This window comes from Bradyrhizobium sp. KZN70725 (assembly GCF_055264925.1).
Genome location: NZ_JBUYWT010000056.1, coordinates 1 through 16,367, shown reverse-complemented (window position 1 = coordinate 16,367; position 16,367 = coordinate 1). Strand labels below are relative to the sequence as shown.

General features: G+C 65.4%; 12 protein-coding genes. 3 read left to right on the top strand and 9 right to left on the bottom strand.

Annotation, left to right across the window (positions count from 1 at the left end; genetic code table 11):
• Positions 1 to 46 precede the first annotated feature (46 nt).
• The 3 genes from ACZBJS_RS34355 to ACZBJS_RS34345 are packed head-to-tail and all read left to right on the top strand — an operon-like array spanning position 47 to position 5,237.
• Positions 47 to 1,645 carry an AMP-binding protein gene (locus tag ACZBJS_RS34355; RefSeq protein ID WP_253588607.1) on the top strand — a complete coding sequence of 533 codons (1,599 nt, stop codon included), beginning with the start codon at positions 47 to 49 and terminating at the stop codon, positions 1,643 to 1,645.
• Positions 1,645 to 3,261: an acyl-CoA carboxylase subunit beta gene (locus ACZBJS_RS34350; RefSeq protein ID WP_316398541.1), complete on the top strand. Its 1,617-nt coding sequence runs from the start codon at positions 1,645 to 1,647 to the stop codon at positions 3,259 to 3,261. Before ACZBJS_RS34355 ends, ACZBJS_RS34350 begins: the two co-directional genes overlap by 1 nt.
• Positions 3,258 to 5,237, top strand: a complete 1,980-nt coding sequence (locus ACZBJS_RS34345) for an acetyl/propionyl/methylcrotonyl-CoA carboxylase subunit alpha (RefSeq protein ID WP_316398542.1) — start codon at positions 3,258 to 3,260, stop codon at positions 5,235 to 5,237. Before ACZBJS_RS34350 ends, ACZBJS_RS34345 begins: the two co-directional genes overlap by 4 nt.
• A gap of 129 nt (positions 5,238 to 5,366) precedes the next feature.
• Here the strand turns inward: ACZBJS_RS34345 and ACZBJS_RS34340 are convergent, their stop codons facing one another.
• The 9 genes from ACZBJS_RS34340 to ACZBJS_RS34300 form a co-directional block, all read right to left on the bottom strand.
• Positions 5,367 to 6,362, bottom strand: coding sequence for an ABC transporter ATP-binding protein (locus ACZBJS_RS34340; RefSeq protein WP_316398543.1), 996 nt, complete (start codon positions 6,360 to 6,362; stop codon positions 5,367 to 5,369).
• On the bottom strand, positions 6,362 to 7,372 hold the full coding sequence (locus ACZBJS_RS34335) for an ABC transporter ATP-binding protein (RefSeq protein WP_316398544.1): 1,011 nt from the start codon (positions 7,370 to 7,372) through the stop codon (positions 6,362 to 6,364). The genes ACZBJS_RS34340 and ACZBJS_RS34335 overlap by 1 nt, the downstream gene beginning before the upstream one ends.
• Positions 7,372 to 8,265, bottom strand: a complete 894-nt coding sequence (locus ACZBJS_RS34330) for an ABC transporter permease (RefSeq protein ID WP_016848340.1) — start codon at positions 8,263 to 8,265, stop codon at positions 7,372 to 7,374. Before ACZBJS_RS34330 ends, ACZBJS_RS34335 begins: the two co-directional genes overlap by 1 nt.
• A gap of 217 nt (positions 8,266 to 8,482) precedes the next feature.
• Positions 8,483 to 9,430, bottom strand: coding sequence for an ABC transporter permease (locus ACZBJS_RS34325; protein ID WP_057021208.1), 948 nt, complete (start codon positions 9,428 to 9,430; stop codon positions 8,483 to 8,485).
• Positions 9,431 to 9,521: 91 nt separating this feature from the next.
• A complete protein-coding gene (locus ACZBJS_RS34320; protein ID WP_316398545.1) occupies positions 9,522 to 11,117 on the bottom strand; it encodes an ABC transporter substrate-binding protein in 1,596 nt (531 codons plus the stop codon).
• A gap of 415 nt (positions 11,118 to 11,532) precedes the next feature.
• Positions 11,533 to 12,420, bottom strand: a complete 888-nt coding sequence (locus ACZBJS_RS34315) for a TauD/TfdA dioxygenase family protein (protein ID WP_316398546.1) — start codon at positions 12,418 to 12,420, stop codon at positions 11,533 to 11,535.
• Between the two features lie 78 nt (positions 12,421 to 12,498).
• The gene (locus ACZBJS_RS34310; RefSeq protein ID WP_371852193.1) at positions 12,499 to 13,197 is read right to left on the bottom strand and encodes a DUF2270 domain-containing protein; all 699 of its coding nucleotides are present in this window, start codon (positions 13,195 to 13,197) and stop codon (positions 12,499 to 12,501) included.
• Positions 13,198 to 13,317: 120 nt separating this feature from the next.
• Complete coding sequence (locus ACZBJS_RS34305; RefSeq protein ID WP_168858616.1) at positions 13,318 to 14,868, bottom strand: AMP-binding protein; 1,551 nt, start codon at positions 14,866 to 14,868, stop codon at positions 13,318 to 13,320.
• Between the two features lie 87 nt (positions 14,869 to 14,955).
• Complete coding sequence (locus ACZBJS_RS34300) at positions 14,956 to 16,110, bottom strand: iron-containing alcohol dehydrogenase (protein ID WP_316398547.1); 1,155 nt, start codon at positions 16,108 to 16,110, stop codon at positions 14,956 to 14,958.
• Positions 16,111 to 16,367 lie beyond the last annotated feature (257 nt).

Below are 16,367 nucleotides of genomic sequence, written 5' to 3'. Positions count from 1 at the left end.
TGCGCTTCGCGCATCCCGGAATGACGGAGCCCGGGAGGAGAAACGCATGCACAATCTCGCAGCAACCGGCGGCGTCACCGGGCCGGGTCGTATCGGCCGGGTCGCGATCGGCGACCTGTTGAAGCGCGCCGCGCGGCGGTTTCCGGATCGCATCGCGCTGACCGACGGCAGCAGGCAGGTCACCTTCACCGAACTCGAGCGCGACGCCAATCGCTTCGCCAATCATCTGGTGCAGCGCGGGCTGAAGCCGGGCGAGAAGATTTCGACCATCTGCAACAACTCTGTCGAATTCGTCAAAGCGCTGTTTGGCATTCACCGCGCCGGGCTGGTCTGGGTGCCCATCAACACCATGCTCGGACCGGCTGATATGGACTACATCCTCGGCCATGCCGAGGTGCGTTTCGCCATCATCGATGACGCCCTTCATGCCCAGGCCGACCGCCGCGCCGCGCTGGAAGCGCGCGGCATGGAGATGATCGCGATCGATCTGACCGGCAATGCCGGCAAGACCGGATTGCAGGAGTTCAACGGTCTGCTGGAGGGACAGTCCGATATTGAGCCTGACATCGAGATCAACGACCGCGACCTCGCGATGATCATCTATACGTCAGGCACGACCTCGCGGCCGAAGGGCGCGATGCATTGTCACCTCGCCGTTGTCATGGCCGTGATGAGCAATTGTATCGAGATGCAGCTCTCGCGCGATGACGGGATCACCGGACAGTTTCCGCTGTTCCACTGCGCCGGCCACGTGTTGCTGCTCAGCTATCTCTCGGTCGGCGGCCGCATGGCGCTGATGCGTGGCTTCGATCCGGTCGCGTGCATGGAGGCGATCGTGCGCGACAAGCTCACCGTGTTCGTCGGCCTGTCGTTGATGTATCAGGCGATCCTCGACCATCCGCGCCGGCGCGACTACGACCTGTCAGGCCTGCGCTGCTGCATCTACACCATGGCGCCGATGGGCAAGCCGCTGCTCGAGCGCGCCATGGCCGATCTCTGTCCGAACTTCGTGCTATCCAGCGGCCAGACCGAGATGTATCCGGCGACGACGATGTCCCGCCCGGAGGTGCAGCTCGACCGTTTCGGCAATTACTGGGGCGAATCGCTGATCGTCAATGAGACCGCGATCATGGACGACAACGGCAATCTGCTGCCGCGCGGCGAGATCGGCGAGCTGGTGCATCGCGGACCCAATGTGATGATGGGCTACTACAAGGACCCCAAATCGACCGAGGAGGCGCGCAAGTTCGGCTGGCACCATACCGGCGATCTTGCTTTGATCGACGGCAACGGCGAGGTGCTGTTCCTCGACCGCAAGAAGGATATGATCAAGTCGGGCGGCGAGAACGTTGCCTCCGTCAAGATAGAGGAGACGTTGCTGGCGCATCCCGCCGTGCAGAACGCCGCCGTGGTCGGCCTGCCGCATCCGCAATGGGGCGAGGCGGTCTCCGCCTTCGTCAAGCTGAAGCCCGGCGCGGTGGCCGACGAGGCCGGCATCGAGGCGCATTGCAGAAAGCATCTCGGTGGCTTCCAGGTGCCGAAGCTGGTGCGTATCCTCGAGGAGATGCCGATGACCGCGACCGGCAAGCTGCGCAAGGTCGAGCTGCGGCAGCAATACAGCGGACATTTTGTGGAGCGCGCCTAGTGGCCATCATCGAGAACACGATTTCCACCGGCAGCGCCGCCTTCCAGGGCAATCGCGACGGCATGCTGGCGCTGATCGCCCGGATGCGCGCCCTGGAGGAGCGGACGCGCGCAGCCTCCGCCGCGGCAAAGGACCGCTTCCACAAGCGCGGCCAGCTATTGCCACGCGAGCGCGTCGCGCTGGTGCTCGATCCCGGTTCGCCCTTCCTCGAACTGTCGACGCTCGCCGGTTACATGTTCGACGTAGCGGATGCGGACAAGAGCGTGCCCGGCGGCGGACTGGTCGCGGGCATCGGCTTCGTCTCCGGCATCCGCTGCATGGTCAGCGCCAATGATGCCGGCATCGACGCGGGCGCATTGCAGCCTTACGGCCTCGACAAGACGCTGCGGGTGCAGGAGCTCGCGCTGGAGAACAAGCTGCCCTATGTGCAGCTGGTCGAGAGCGCCGGCGCCAACCTGCTGCGCTACCGTGTCGAGGACTTCGTCCGTGGCGGCAACATCTTCCGCAACCTGGCGCGGCTGTCGGCGGCAGGGCTTCCCGTCGTTACCGTCACCCACGGCTCCTCGACCGCGGGCGGCGCCTACCAGACCGGTCTCTCCGACTACATCGTGATGGTGCGCGGCCGCACCCGCGCGTTCCTTGCCGGGCCGCCTCTGCTCAAGGCGGCCACCGGCGAGATCGCGACCGAGGAGGAGCTCGGCGGCGCCGAGATGCACACCTCGATCTCGGGCCTTGGCGATTATCTCGCCGAGGACGACCGCGACGCACTGCGCATCGCGCGCGACATCATGGCCAAGTTGCCTTGGGACCGGCCGGCACCGGCGCCGGCCGCGTTCAAACCGCCGCGTTATGACGCGGAGGAACTGCTCGGCATCATGCCGATGGACCACAAGCGTCCCGTCGACATGCGCCAGGCGATCGCGCGCTTCATCGACGATTCCGACTTCACCGAGTTCGGCGCCAATTACGGTCCGGCGACGGTCTGCGGCCAAGCCCGCATCCAGGGCCAAGCGATCGGCATTATCACCAATAATGGCCCGCTCGACGTGCCCGGCGCCAACAAGGCGACGCATTTCATCCAGGCCTGCTGCCAGTCGCGCACGCCGATCCTCTACATGAACAACACCACCGGCTACATGGTGGGCAAGGCCTATGAAGAGGCCGGCATGATCAAGCACGGCTCCAAGATGATCCAGGCGGTGACCTCCGCGACGGTGCCGCAGATCACGCTGTATTGCGGCGCCTCGTTCGGCGCCGGCAATTACGGCATGTGCGGCCGCGGCTTTCACCCGCGCTTTTGCTTCTCCTGGCCCAACGCCAAGACCGCCGTGATGGGCGGCGAGCAGGCCGCCGAAACCATGGCGATCGTCACCGAAGCCGCGGCGGCGCGGCGCGGCAAGCCGATCGAGAAGGAGAAGCTGGACGCGATGAAGGCGCAGATCACCGGGGTGTTCGACAGCCAGATGGACGTGTTCTCGACCAGCGCCCGGGTGCTCGACGACGGAGTGATCGATCCGCGCGACACGCGGACGGTGCTTGCCGAGGTGCTTTCGATCTGCCGCGAGGCCGAGGCCCGCAGCCCGCAGCGCATGCAGTTCTCGGTGGCGCGGCCATGAGCGGGGCAATCGTGAAGCGGACGCCGTTCTTCAAGATCCTGATCGCCAACCGCGGCGAGATCGCGCTGCGCATCATGCGATCGGCACGGCGGCTCGGCCATGGCGTCGTAGCGGTCTATTCGGACGCCGACCGTGACGCGCTGCATGTGCGCGAGGCCGACCAGGCGGTGCGGATCGGCGAGGCGCTGCCGGCGCAATCCTATCTGAAGATCGACGCGATCATCGCCGCCGCCAAGGCGAGCGGCGCCGGCGCGGTGCATCCCGGCTATGGCTTCCTCGCCGAGAACGAGGATTTTGCGCATGCCTGCCGCGATGCGGATCTGGTGTTCATCGGTCCGTCGCCGGAAGCGATCCTTGCGATGGGCAACAAGGCCGGCGCCAAGGAGATCATGCAGCGGGCCGGCGTGCCCTGCGTGCCCGGCTATCAGGGCGCCGACCAGAGCGATGCCGTGATGCTGGCGGAAGCCAGGGCCATTGGTTTTCCGGTCATGATCAAGGCGGTCGCCGGCGGCGGCGGCCGCGGCATGCGGCTTGTCGCCGATGCGGCGGCATTTCCCGACGCGCTGCGCAGCGCGCGGTCGGAGGCGCAGGGTGCGTTCGGCGATCCGACCGTCATTCTGGAGCGCGCGATCGTCAATCCCCGCCACATCGAGATCCAGGTGTTCGGCGACCGCCATGGCAACGCCATCCATCTCGGCGAGCGCGATTGCTCGGTGCAGCGGCGGCACCAGAAGCTGGTCGAGGAGGCGCCGTCGCCGGCGGTGACGCCGGAGCTGCGCGCGCGGATGGGCGCGGTCGCGGTGCAGGCGGTCAAGGCGATCGGCTACGAGGGTGCGGGCACGCTGGAATTTTTGCTCGATCGCGCCGGCAATTTCTACTTCATGGAGATGAATACGCGGCTGCAGGTCGAGCATCCCGTCACCGAGGCGATCACCGGGCTCGATCTGGTCGAATTGCAGCTGCGCGTCGCCAGTGGCGCGCCGCTCGGCTTGACCCAGGAGGACGTCAAGTTCTCCGGCCATGCCATCGAGGTCCGGCTCTGCTCGGAGGATGCTGCGCACGATTTCATGCCGCAATCCGGTACGATGGCGCGGTGGCAGATGCCCGACGGTATCCGCGTCGAGCACGCGCTGCAGTCCGGCTCGGAGATTCCGCCGTTCTATGATTCGATGATCGCCAAGGTTATCAGCCATGGCACGACCCGCGAGGAGGCGCGCGGCAAGCTGATCTGTGCCCTGGAGCAGGTCACGGCCTTCGGCGTCACCACCAACCAGGGCTTCCTGATCGACTGCCTGCGCTACCCTGTCTTTGCTAGAGGCGAGGCGACCACGGCCTTCATCGGCGACAACCGCGACGCGCTGTTGGCGCCGCGGCCGGATCGCGGCAGCGACCTCGCGCTTGCGGCGCTGCTGCTCTACGTCACCAATCCGCACGCCCCGCCATGGCGGCGCGGCCGGTCGCTCGCAGCGACATTCCCGCTCGGCCTGCGGATTGATCTCGGCCACGGCGTGCAGGAGATCGAGATTGTCCGCGAGCGCGACGGCAGCTACATCGCGACCCGCAACGGCGATCGCTTCAGCTTCGTGATCGACGAGCTCAGCCAGGACAGCATCCGCTTCCACCACGATGGGGTGATGGAGCATGCCCAATTCCTGCGCGATGGCGACCGGCTCTATATCCTGCATCGCGGCGTCACGCTGTCGGTGCGCGATCTCACGCTGGCGCCGCCGGAGAGCGCGACGGCGGCTGGCGGTGACGGCAAGGTCCGCGCCGCCATGAACGGCCGGGTCGTCGCGGTGCTGGTGAAGCCGGGCGACAAGGTCGCGGCCGGCCAGCCGGTGATGACGCTGGAGGCGATGAAGATGGAGCACGTCCACACCGCCGGCGTCGCGGGCACGGTGTCGTCGATCGATGTCGCCGAGGGGGAGCAGGTGACGACGGGGAAGATCGTGGTGGAGATTGAGGCGGCGGCATAAAGACTGTCGTCCCGGCGAAGGCCGGGACCCATAACCACCGCTGTATGTTGTTGGAGCAAGCTGTGGCCCCAGTTTGGCAAATCAACGGGCATTCGGGGTAATGGGTCCCGGCCTTCGCCGGGACGACATTTATGAGGCCGCTTGCCCCGTCCCGTCATTCAGCCAGCAGGCGACCTGATGCGCCGGGCCGGCCGCCTGCAGCGCCGGGCGTTCGCTCTTGCAGCGATCCATCGCGTAACGGCAGCGGGTGTGGAAGGCGCAGCCTGAGGGCGGGTTGATCGGGCTCGGCACGTCGCCGTCGATCAGCGGTGCGGTTCGCTTGGCCTTGGGATCGGCGATCGGCACCGAGGCGAGCAGCGCCTGGGTGTAGGGATGGCGCGGATTGGCGAACAGCTCGTGCTTGTCGGCGATCTCGACAATGCGGCCGAGATACATCACCGCGACGCGGTGGCTGATATGGGCGACGACCGCCAGATCGTGCGCGATGAACAGGTATGAGAAATTCTGCTTGCGCTGCAGGTCGATCAACAGATTGATCACCTGCGCCTGGATCGAGACGTCGAGCGCGGAGACCGGCTCGTCGCAGACGATCAGCCGCGGCCCGAGCGACAGCGCACGCGCGATGCAGATGCGCTGGCGCTGGCCGCCGGAGAACTGGTGCGGGAAATTCTTCATCTGGTCGGGCCGCAAACCGACCTGCTGGAACAGTTCCGCGACGCGCTCCTGCTTCTTCGCCCCGGTCGCAAGGCCATGCACAATGAGGGGCTCGCCGACGATGTCGCCGGCCGTCATGCGCGGGTTGAGCGAGGCGAACGGATCCTGGAACACGATCTGCATCGAGCGCCGGTACGGCCGCAGCGCCGTCTTGCTGAGCGGCGCGATGTCCTCGCCATCCAGCTTGATGGCGCCGCTGGTCGGCTCGACCAGCCGCAGCACGGTACGCGCCACCGTTGACTTGCCGCAGCCGGATTCGCCGACCAGCCCGAGCGTCTCGCCGGCGCCGAGCGCGAAGCTGACGCCGTCGACCGCATGCACGGTGCCGACCTGCCGGCGCAGCACACCGCCGCGCACCGCGTAGTGCTTGACGAGGTCGGTCACCTCGAGGAGCGGGCGCTGTTCGGTCATTACGCCTCCGCAATCTCGCCGGCGCGCCAGCACGCGGCCCAGTGATTGCTCTTGATCTCGTCGAGCGGCGGATATTCCTGACGGCAGCGGTCGACCGCCAGCTTGCAGCGCGGCGCGAAGGCGCAGCCGGGCGGCAGCTTGGTCAGCGACGGCACCATGCCGGGGATTTCGGTCAGCCGCGCATCGGTCTTCGCGCCGAGCGCGATCACCGCCGGCATCGAGGCCATCAGTCCGCGGGTGTAGGGATGCAGCGGCGTCTCGAACAAAGCTTCGACCGTCGCCTCCTCGACCTTCTTGCCGGCATACATCACGATCACGCGCTGCGCGGTTTGCGCGACGACGCCGAGGTCGTGGGTGATCAGGATCAGCCCGGTGCCGAGCCGCTTTTGCAGATCGACGATCAGCGCCAGGATCTGCGCCTGGATGGTGACGTCGAGCGCCGTGGTCGGTTCGTCCGCGATCAGGAGCGCCGGCCGGCACGCCAGCGCCATCGCAATCATCGCGCGCTGGCGCATGCCGCCGGACAGCTGATGCGGATATTCCTGCGCGCGGCGCTCCGGCTCCGGAATCCGCACCAGCCGCAGCATGTCGACCGCCTGCTTCCAGGCCTCCTTGCTGCTGACCTTCTGGTGCAGCCGCACCGCCTCAATGATCTGGTCGCCGATCCGCATCACCGGATTGAGCGAGGTCATCGGCTCCTGGAAGATCATCGAGATGCGGTTGCCCCTGATGTCGCGCATCGCGGCATCGTCGAGCTTCAGCAGATCGGTGCCCTCGAGCGTCACCGAGCCGCCGACGATGCGGCCGGGCGGATCGGGCACCAGCCGCATGATCGACAGCGCGCTGACGCTCTTGCCGCAGCCGGACTCGCCGACGATCGCCAGCGTCTCGCCGCGGCGGACCGAGAACGAGACGTCGTCTACCGCGCGGAACAGGCCGGAGTTGGTGAAGAACACCGTTTGCAGGTTCTTCACGTCGAGAATCGTATCGAGCGTCTTGGCCTCGCTCATCAGCCGCGCTGCCTCGGATCGAGAATGTCGCGCAACGCGTCGCCGAACAGATTGGTGCCGAACACCGCAAGGCTGATCGCAATGCCGGGGAAGATCACCAGCCACGGCGCGGTGCGGACATATTCGGCGGCGGATTCGGACAGCATGCGACCCCAGGACGGATAAGGCTCGGGGATGCCGAGGCCAAGGAACGACAGCGACGCTTCGGTCAGGATGGTTGAGCCGAGCTGCGCGGTGGCGAGCACGATCAGCGGCGCGATGGTGTTGGGCAGCACGTGGCGCAGCGCGATCCGCATCTCGCTCATGCCGATCGATTTGGCGGCCTCGACGAACGGCTGCTCGCGCAGCGCCAGCGTGTTGGCGCGGATCACGCGCGCGACCGTCGGGATCAGGGGAATTGCGATCGCCAGGATCACGTTCGGCAGGGAGGGACCGAGCGCCGCGGTCATGACGAGTGCGAGTACCAAGAGCGGCAGTGATTGCAGGATGTCGGTCACCCGCTGGAACACGAGGTCGACCCAGCCGGAGAGATAGCCAGAGGCGAGGCCGACGATCACGCCGAGCGTGGCGCCGAGCGTCGTCGAGCCGATGCCGACCGCAAGCGAGATCCGCGCACCATGGATGATGCGGCTCCAGACGTCACGGCCGAAGGAGTCGGTGCCGAACCAGTGCAGCGCGGACGGCGCAGCCAGCCGGTGCGCGGAATCGACGCTGAGCGGATCGTAGCGGCTGATGACGTTAGCGAAGATCGCGGTCAGCACGAACAGCAGCATGATGACGAGGCCGACCGTGCCGAGCACGTGGCGCTGCGCGAGGAACGCAAACCGTCCCCAGCCACCGGTGGCGTTGGCCCCGGCACGTCGCAATTCGCTGTCGAAATTGATCGTCGCCACGTGTCAGCTTCTTCGCCTGATGATTGCAGAACGGTCTTCTCCCTCTCCCCGCTTGCGGGGAGAGGGTTGGGGTGAGGGGGGCTCTCCGCAAGCGCGGTGGGCGTTGGATTCGCGGTGAGCCCCCCTCACCCGGATCGCATCTGCGATGCGATCCGACCTCTCCCCGCAAGCGGGGCGAGGTAAGAGTTGGACTCGGCCTTCGACCAATCCTGTCATGTCACTCTCCAAACCGGATACGTGGGTCGATTGCCGCATAAAGCATGTCGACGATGAAGTTCACCACCACCACGACGACGGCGATGAACATCACGAGGTTCTGCACGATCGGGTAGTCGCGCCAGCGCAGCGCCTCGACCAGGAAGCGGGCGATGCCAGGGATGTTGAACACGGTCTCGGTGACAATCAGGCCGCCGATCAGGAACGCGGCCTCGATGCCGATCACGGTGATGACCGGCAGCACCGCGTTCTTCAGCGCGTGGTGATAGTTCACGGAGGCCTCGGAGGCGCCCTTGGCGCGCGCGGTGCGGATATAGTCCTGGCGCAGGATCTCCAGCATCGAGGAGCGGGTGATGCGCATGGTGAGTGCCGCGCTGCGGAAGCCCACCGCCATCGCCGGCACCGCATAGATGGTCAGCGCCTCGAGCCAGGTTTTCGGGTTCGGATTGAAGATCGGCATGGTGCCGAACAGCGAGACCGAGGCCATCAAGACCAAGAGGCCGAGCCAGAAAGACGGCAGCGACAGGCCGCTGAGGCTGACGACGCGCAGCGCATAATCGAGCCGTGAGCCCTGGTGGACGGCGCTGATGACACCGAGCGGAATACCGATCGAGGCGGAGAACAATAGCGCCAACCCGGCGAGCCGCGCCGTGATCGGAATCCGCGGCAGGATTTCCTCCAGCGCCGGCTTTTCCGAAACGTAGGAATAGCCGAGATCGCCGTGCAGCAGGCCGCCGATCCAGTGCAGATACTGGATCACGATCGGCTGGCTCAACCCGAGCTCGCGCTCGAGATTGGCCTTGTCGGCGGGGTCGACGAAGCCCGCGGCGTCGAACAGGATGTCGACGATGTTGCCGGGAACGACGCGCAGCAGCACGAAGATGATGACCGAGATCCCGAACAGGGTCACCAGCATCAGGAACAGCCGCCGCACGATATAGGCAAACACCCTGGCTCTCTCCTTGATCCCGCCTGTGTCTTGTCTTCCGACGCGCTTTCTTTGCGCGAACCGGTATCCACTTCGCCCGAAAACGCTAGGCCTACTTGTCCAGCCAGACGTCTTCGTAACGATAGCCGTTATAGGAGCTGTTGGACATGATCGTGACATTCTTCACGTAAGGCTGCCAGCAGGTGCCGGTGCGGGCATGGAAGATAATCGGACGCGCGACGTCTTCCTGCAGCTTCTTGTCGATCTCCCAGACCATCTTCTTGCGCTTGTCGACGTTGGTCTCTTCCGACTGCTGGTCGAACAGCTTCTCGATCTCCTTGTTGCAGTAGTTGGTGTAGTTCCGCTCCGAGCCGCAGGCGTAGTTCTCGTAGAACGACTGGTCGGGCTCGTCGACGGCATTGCCGGTGAGGTTGAGACCGAGCGAATAGTCCTTGCGGGCGATCTTCGGGAACCATTGCGCGGTGTCGACGACGTCGAGCTCGGCGTCGATGTAGATGCTCTTGATCTGGTCGATCAGGATGATCGCGGGATCGCGATAGACCGCGATGTTGCGGGTCGAGACCTTGATCTGCAGGTGCTTGTCCGGGCCATAGCCCGCCTTCTGCATCAGCTTGCGGGCTTCCTCGCGGTTCTTCTCGATGTCGGGACCGTAGCCGGGGATCTGCTCCAGCATGTCCTTCGGCATCGCCCACAGCCCGTCCGGCGCCGGCTCCATGGTACCGCCGATGTCGCCCTGGCCTTCGAACATGATCTGGATGAACGCCTTGCGGTCGAGCGCCAGCGCCAGCGCGCGGCGGATGTCGAGATTGTCGAACGGCGGCGCGGTCGAATTGATGATGATGTTGGTGGAGACGTTGTTCGGCTCCACCATGCAGACCGCATTGGCCGCCTGCGACTTGACGTCCTTGAGCAGCGGGATCGAGACCTCGGTCGGGAACGTCATGTCGAACTTGCCGGAGACGAAGCCGAGGATTGCGGTCGAGCGGTTCGGGATGATGGTGAACTCGATACCGTCAAGATAAGGCAGGCCCTTCTTGAAGTAATCCGGGTTCTTGGTGAGCTTGATCGATTCGTTGGCCTTGAACTCGACGAACTTGAACGGGCCGGTGCCGACCGGCTTGGTGCGCATCTCGGCCGGCGACACATGGCAGGGATAGACCGGCGAGTAGCCCGAGGCGAGCAGCGACAGCAGCGCCGGCTGCGGCCGCTTCAGCTTGAACGACGCCTCATGGTCGCCGTTGGTCGTGACCTCTTCGACTTGCTCGTACCAGGACTTGCGCGGGTTCTGCCGGAACTTCTGCTGCGACTTGCCCATCAGCATGTCGAAGGTGCATTTGACGTCGGCGGCGGTGAACGGCTTGCCGTCGTGCCATTTCACGTCCTTGCGCAGCTTGAAGGTCAGCGTCTTGTTGTCGCCGCTCCAGGCCCAGCTTTCCGCAAGCTCGGGCCGGATCGTGCTGGTGCTGTTCTGGGCGATGTGCTGGTCGAAGATGACGAGATTGTTGAAGATCGGCATGAACGGAACGTTCAGCGAATAGGTCGCGCCCTCGTGGATCGAGGCGCTGCCGGGGCTGTCGCGGTGATAGATCCTGAAGATGCCGCCCGGTTTCGGCTCGGCTGCGCGTGAAACGTCGCTGATGATCAGCACAGACAACACCGCGACGGCCAGCGCTTGCACGCTCCGCATGGTCCCCTCCCACATTTCGGTCTCAATGGCCGATTGGCATCGACGATACCACGGTGAGGCTGTCGGGCAACCAGCGAGGATCGCGCGGGGATTGGCAATTCGGATGACCCCACAACATTAAAATTTCCACGGATCGGGAATAATGGCTGTGATTGCGGGGAACCTGGGTCGTTTTGCTATGCAGCGGCGAAACTCCGTTTGAATTCGGTTGCCGATGCCGATGTGTGCGGCGTGAAGCGGGCTGCAATCAGCGACAGTATGTCGCCGATGTAAGCCGCGCACTGCACACGCTCTCCGTCATCCTGAGGAGCGCGAAGCGCGTCTCCAAGGATCGACGGCCCAGCTGGTGGCCGTGCATCCTTCGAGGCTCGCTCCGCTCGCACCTCAGGATGACGGGGAAACATTCGCATTCACCTCACTCCGCCGCCTGCGGCGAAGGCAGGTGCATGTTGGCGACGCCATCGGCCTCGGTCGCCGAGATCGTGGTGCGAATCATCAGGCGGCCCTCATGCGCCGGCCAGGGGCGGCCGCGATGCATGGTGGCGCGGTTGTCCCACATCACGACGTCGCCCTGCTTCCATTGATGCAGATAGCTGACGCCGGGCGCGGTCGCGGCTTCGGTCAATTGCTCGATCAGCGCCCTGCCGGCCTCGGTATCCATGCCCTCGACGCCATAGGCATGGGAGGCAAGATACAGCGCGCCGCGGCCGTTGACGGGATTGCGCCAGACCATCCGCCAGCATACCGGCGGCAGCGCGTCGACTTCTTCAGTCGTTGCGAGGCCGGTGGCCACCTTGCTGCGCGAATGCGCGTAGGAGTGCCAGGCGAACTTGTTCTCCAGCCGACTTGCCGCGTCCTTGTCGAGCCGCTCGAAGGCAAGCCGCATCGAGACGAATTCGGTCTCGCCGCCATGTTCAGGAATGATGCGCGCCGACAGGATCGAGGTCAGCGCCGGCACCTGCTTGAAGGAAGAGTCGGTGTGCCAGAGCTGGTTGGCCCTGGCGCGCAGCTGCTGCCGGTGATCGGATGGAACCACCTTGCCGTCGGGCCCGAAGGTCGAGAGGATCACGAAATGCGAACCGGTGCCCATCGAACCGACCTTGGTCACCTCGGGCGGACCGAACCGGCGCGAGAAGGCGAGCTGGATGTCGTCACTGACCTCCTGACCGCGGAACACCAGCACCGAATGTTCCTCGAACGCCGCGCGCACCGCCGCATAGGCGGCATCGCTGGCGGCAACGTCTGACAGCGTGACGCCGCGCAGCTCGGCACCGAATCCCGGACGCAGTGGGATCACTTCCATCGCAAGTCCTCCCTTTTCTTTGTTGTTGCGGCGAGGTTAGGGGAAAAGCCCGCGATCGGCAACGCGGCCCGCGGCGCCTCAGCCCATTGCGATCAGATTGTGCCGCGTGCGCCGGTCCGCGACCTCGATGCGATGTGTGACGAAGGCGAACAGCGCCCAGCTGGAATGGAAGGCGACACCGGCCAGAATCACGATGGTTCCGGGAATCGGACCGATCGAAGCGCGGTCCAAGATCGCGCTCATCGTGGTCAGCGGCAGCGGGTGGATCGCCAGCTTGCCGTAATAGGCGATGGCCTGGATCGCGAAGATCCAGCCATAAGTCCGTCGCAGGCGCCGGCCGATCGCTCTGACATAGCTGATGTGATAGCTGGGGCGGCGGTAGTCGTTGGCGAGCAGGTCGGTCCAGGCTGCGTTCGGTGTGGGGCCCTCGCCGCGGATCATCGGTGCGTAGAAATCGGTTTCGAGCAACCGCGCCCGGGCGCGCCAGACGTTGAAATAGCGATAGCGCCGCGCCTCGAATAGCAGGAATACGGTCACCAGCAGTCCGACCAGGACCATCGGCAAGGGCGAGGCTTCCGCACTGCTGTAGGTCGCCGACAGCGCGATCCCGGTCGTGACCACCGCCCAGTTGGTCGAACTGTCGAGACGGGTGCGCCAGACCGTGCTGCGATAGACCTCGCCACGATAGAGATGGGCGAGTGCACCGATCTCGGCGGCAGTGAATTCGAGCCTTCCGGCCTGCACCGGCTCCGGCTCGCGCGGCTGGGGCAATGGCATGGCGGCCTCCGGCGAAGCTGGCTTACGATCCCGGAGCATAGCGCGAAATCCGCGCGACCGGCGAGTCCGTTGCGTCCGTCGGCTTGGTTGGCAGCATCAGTCCGGATGCCGCACCGCCGCTCACACGATCCGCGAGGTCTTGTTGCCCCAATAGCGGTCACGCAGCAGGCGCTTGTAGAGTTTGCCGGTCGGCAGCCGCGGCAGCTCGGCTTCGAAATCCACCGAGCGCGGCACCTTCTGGCGCGACAGCGAGCCGGCGCAGAACGCGATCAGTTCCTCGGCAAGCTCCGGCCCCGGCGCGATGCCGTCGACCGGCTGCACCACCGCCTTCACTTCCTCGCCGAGATCGACATTGGGCACGCCGAACACCGCGGCGTCGGCGACCTTGGGATGAGTGATCAGGAGGTTCTCGCATTCCTGCGGATAGATGTTCACGCCGCCGGAGATGATCATGAAGGTGGCGCGGTCGGTGAGATAGAGGAAGTTGTCGTCGTCGACATAGCCGACGTCGCCGACCGTGCTCATGCTGCCGTCGGCCGAGCGCGCCTCGCCGGTCTTGGCGGGGTCGTTGAAATATTCGAATGGCGTGGCGGTCTTGAACCACACGGTGCCCGGCGTTCCCTTGGGGCAAGGCTGCATGTTCTCGTCGAGGATATACAGATCGCCGAGCAGGACCCTGCCGACGGTGCCGCGATGCGCGAGCCACTCCTCGCTGTTGCAGGCGGTGAAGCCGAGCCCCTCGGTCGCGCCGTAATATTCGTGGATGATGGGGCCCCACCATTTGATCATGTCGTCCTTGACCAGCGCCGGGCAGGGCGCGGCGGCATGGATCGCGATCTCGAGGGTCGACAGATCGTAGCGGGCGCGAACCTCCTCGGGCAGTTTCAGCAGGCGCGAGAACATGGTCGGCACCAGCTGGCTGTGGGTGATGCCCCATTGCTCGACCAGCTGCAGATAGCGCTCCGGGTCGAAGCTCTCCATGATGACGACCGTGCCGCCCATCCGGATGGTGAGATTGACCGCGGCCTGCGGCGCCGAGTGGTAGAGCGGCGCCGGCGAGAGGTAGACCATGCCCTCGCGGTAGTGCCAGAGCTTGGTCAGGAAATCGAACAGCGGCAGGTTCTGCGATGGCGGCTGCTCCGGCAGCGGCCGCACGATGCCCTTGGGCCGGCCGGTCGTGCCGGAGGAATACAGCATCGCGGTGCCGGCAAATTCGTCCGCGATCGGCGTTGACGGCAGGCCTGCGGTGGCCTCTCGCAGTCCGACAATGCGATCGCTCTCGCTTTCGCCGTCGACCACGATGCAGAGCTCGACCCGCAGGCACTCCTTCAGCGCCTCGCGCGCGATGTCGAGCTTCAGCTTCGAGGTGATCAGGATCCGCGACTGGCTGTTGGTCAGGATGTAGGCGAGTTCGCCCGCGGTGAGGTAGGAGTTGACGCAGGTGAAGTAGAGCCCGGCGCGCTCGCCGGCGCCGCAGGCCTCGAGGTAGCGGTTGTTGTTCTCCATGAAGATCGAATAATGGTCGAGCCGCCGCAGCCCCTGTTTGCGGAACAGATGCGCGAGCCGGTTGGAGCGCGCCTCGAGCTCACGATAGGTGACGGTCTCGCCGGTCCCGGCCATGATGAAGGCGGGTTGCAGCGGGCGCAGGTAAGCATGCTTGCCGGTATACATCGAACTCCAGATCCCCCTTGATCGTGCTTGTTCTTGTTTGACGCGTTTTCTTCACGCGAACCGGTACCCACTTCGCTCGAAAGCGCTCTATGCAGCCATCTCCAGAATCTCGCGAACCTGGGATGGATCGTCGATCTTGCGCGGATTGCGCGGCACCCAGGGCGTTCGCATCGCTTGCTTTGCGATGCGGTCGAAATGCTCGGGGCCGACGTGGACCTCGTGCAGGCTGCGCGGCATGCCGAGGTCGCGGATGAAGAGGTCGAGCACGTCGCCGGCGTCCGCGCCCGCATGTCCCATTGCGGCCGCGACCAGCGCGTGCCGGTCGGCATTGTCGCGCTTGTTCCAGCGCATCACCGCGGGCAGCATCACGCACGAGGTATAGCCGTGCGGCACGTCGAATTCGGCGCCGAGCACGTAGCCGATGCCGTGGCTCGCGCCCATCGGCACACCCGAGGCGAGCGGGCCGGTGGAGAGCCAGGTGCCGATCTGGCAATCCATTCGCGCCGAAATATCCTTCGGGTCGGCTTTCACCCGCGGCAGGCCGGCTGCCAGCATCTCCAGTCCCTTCAGCGCCTGCGCGTCGCCGTAAGGATGCGCCTCGCGCGAGCAGATGCCCTCGACGCAATGGTCGACGGCACGGATGCCGGTCGACAGGAACAGCCATTCCGGCGTGTGCACCGACAGTTCCGGATCGAGGATGGTGGCGCGCGGCATCACCAGCGGATGGCGCAGCATCTCCTTCTGCCGCTTGGCCTCGTTGGTGACGCCGGCGATCGACGAGAACTCGCCGCCGGCGATGGTGGTCGGCACGCTGATCTGGCGCACGGTCGGTGGGTTCATCGCGGGCGAGACGCCGCCATGGGTGCGGATCGTCTCGATGCCGTCGGACGTCGTGACGTTGTTGGCGAGGCAAAGCTGCACCGCCTTGGCGCCGTCGGTGATCGAGCCGCCGCCGATCGTGACGATCAAATCCGCTTTCGCGCCGCGCGCCTGCTCCGCCGCCGCGATCACCGCGGCGCGCGGCGTATGCGCCGGCATCTTGTCGAAGGTGCCGACGCAGCGGCGCCCAAGCGCCGCGCGAACCTTCTCGATCTCGTCGGTCTCGCGGTTCAGCGTGCCCGACACCATCAGAAAGGCGCGCTCGGCGCCAATCCGGTCCAGCTGCTCGACGATGGCCTCACGCGCGGGCCGCCCGAACACGACCTCGTCCATGGCACCGAATACGACACGGCCTTGATGCAAGCGCCTGTCCTCCCTCAACACGGTCCGCCTTGCTGGCGGATCTTTGCGGCGAGGTTAGCGGAGGAAATCGGGGCCGTCATCAGGGCTCTGGGCCGGTGGTTTGATACGGTCGCGCCGCCCATTCCGCTGTCGTCCCTGCGAAAGCACTAGTGCATCTACACGTTTGTCGGGCCATTTGCGAGGATTTGGAAGCGGGCCATTCCGGTGTGGAAGGTGATTGGTCCAGGTGGACGGTGGGAGGCGTAGCCGGTCCATCC

Bases quoted from the DNA above. Each gene is read 5' to 3' on its own strand.
- ACZBJS_RS34355 (WP_253588607.1), top strand. From the start codon at position 47: ATGCACAATCTCGCAGCAACCGGCGGCGTCACCGGGCCGGGTCGTATC.
- ACZBJS_RS34345 (WP_316398542.1), top strand. From the start codon at position 3,258: ATGAGCGGGGCAATCGTGAAGCGGACGCCGTTCTTCAAGATCCTGATC.
- ACZBJS_RS34340 (WP_316398543.1), bottom strand. From the start codon at position 6,362: ATGACCGAACAGCGCCCGCTCCTCGAGGTGACCGACCTCGTCAAGCAC.
- ACZBJS_RS34335 (WP_316398544.1), bottom strand. From the start codon at position 7,372: ATGAGCGAGGCCAAGACGCTCGATACGATTCTCGACGTGAAGAACCTG.
- ACZBJS_RS34320 (WP_316398545.1), bottom strand. From the start codon at position 11,117: ATGCGGAGCGTGCAAGCGCTGGCCGTCGCGGTGTTGTCTGTGCTGATC.
- ACZBJS_RS34315 (WP_316398546.1), bottom strand. From the start codon at position 12,420: ATGGAAGTGATCCCACTGCGTCCGGGATTCGGTGCCGAGCTGCGCGGC.
- ACZBJS_RS34310 (WP_371852193.1), bottom strand. From the start codon at position 13,197: ATGCCATTGCCCCAGCCGCGCGAGCCGGAGCCGGTGCAGGCCGGAAGG.
- ACZBJS_RS34305 (WP_168858616.1), bottom strand. From the start codon at position 14,868: ATGTATACCGGCAAGCATGCTTACCTGCGCCCGCTGCAACCCGCCTTC.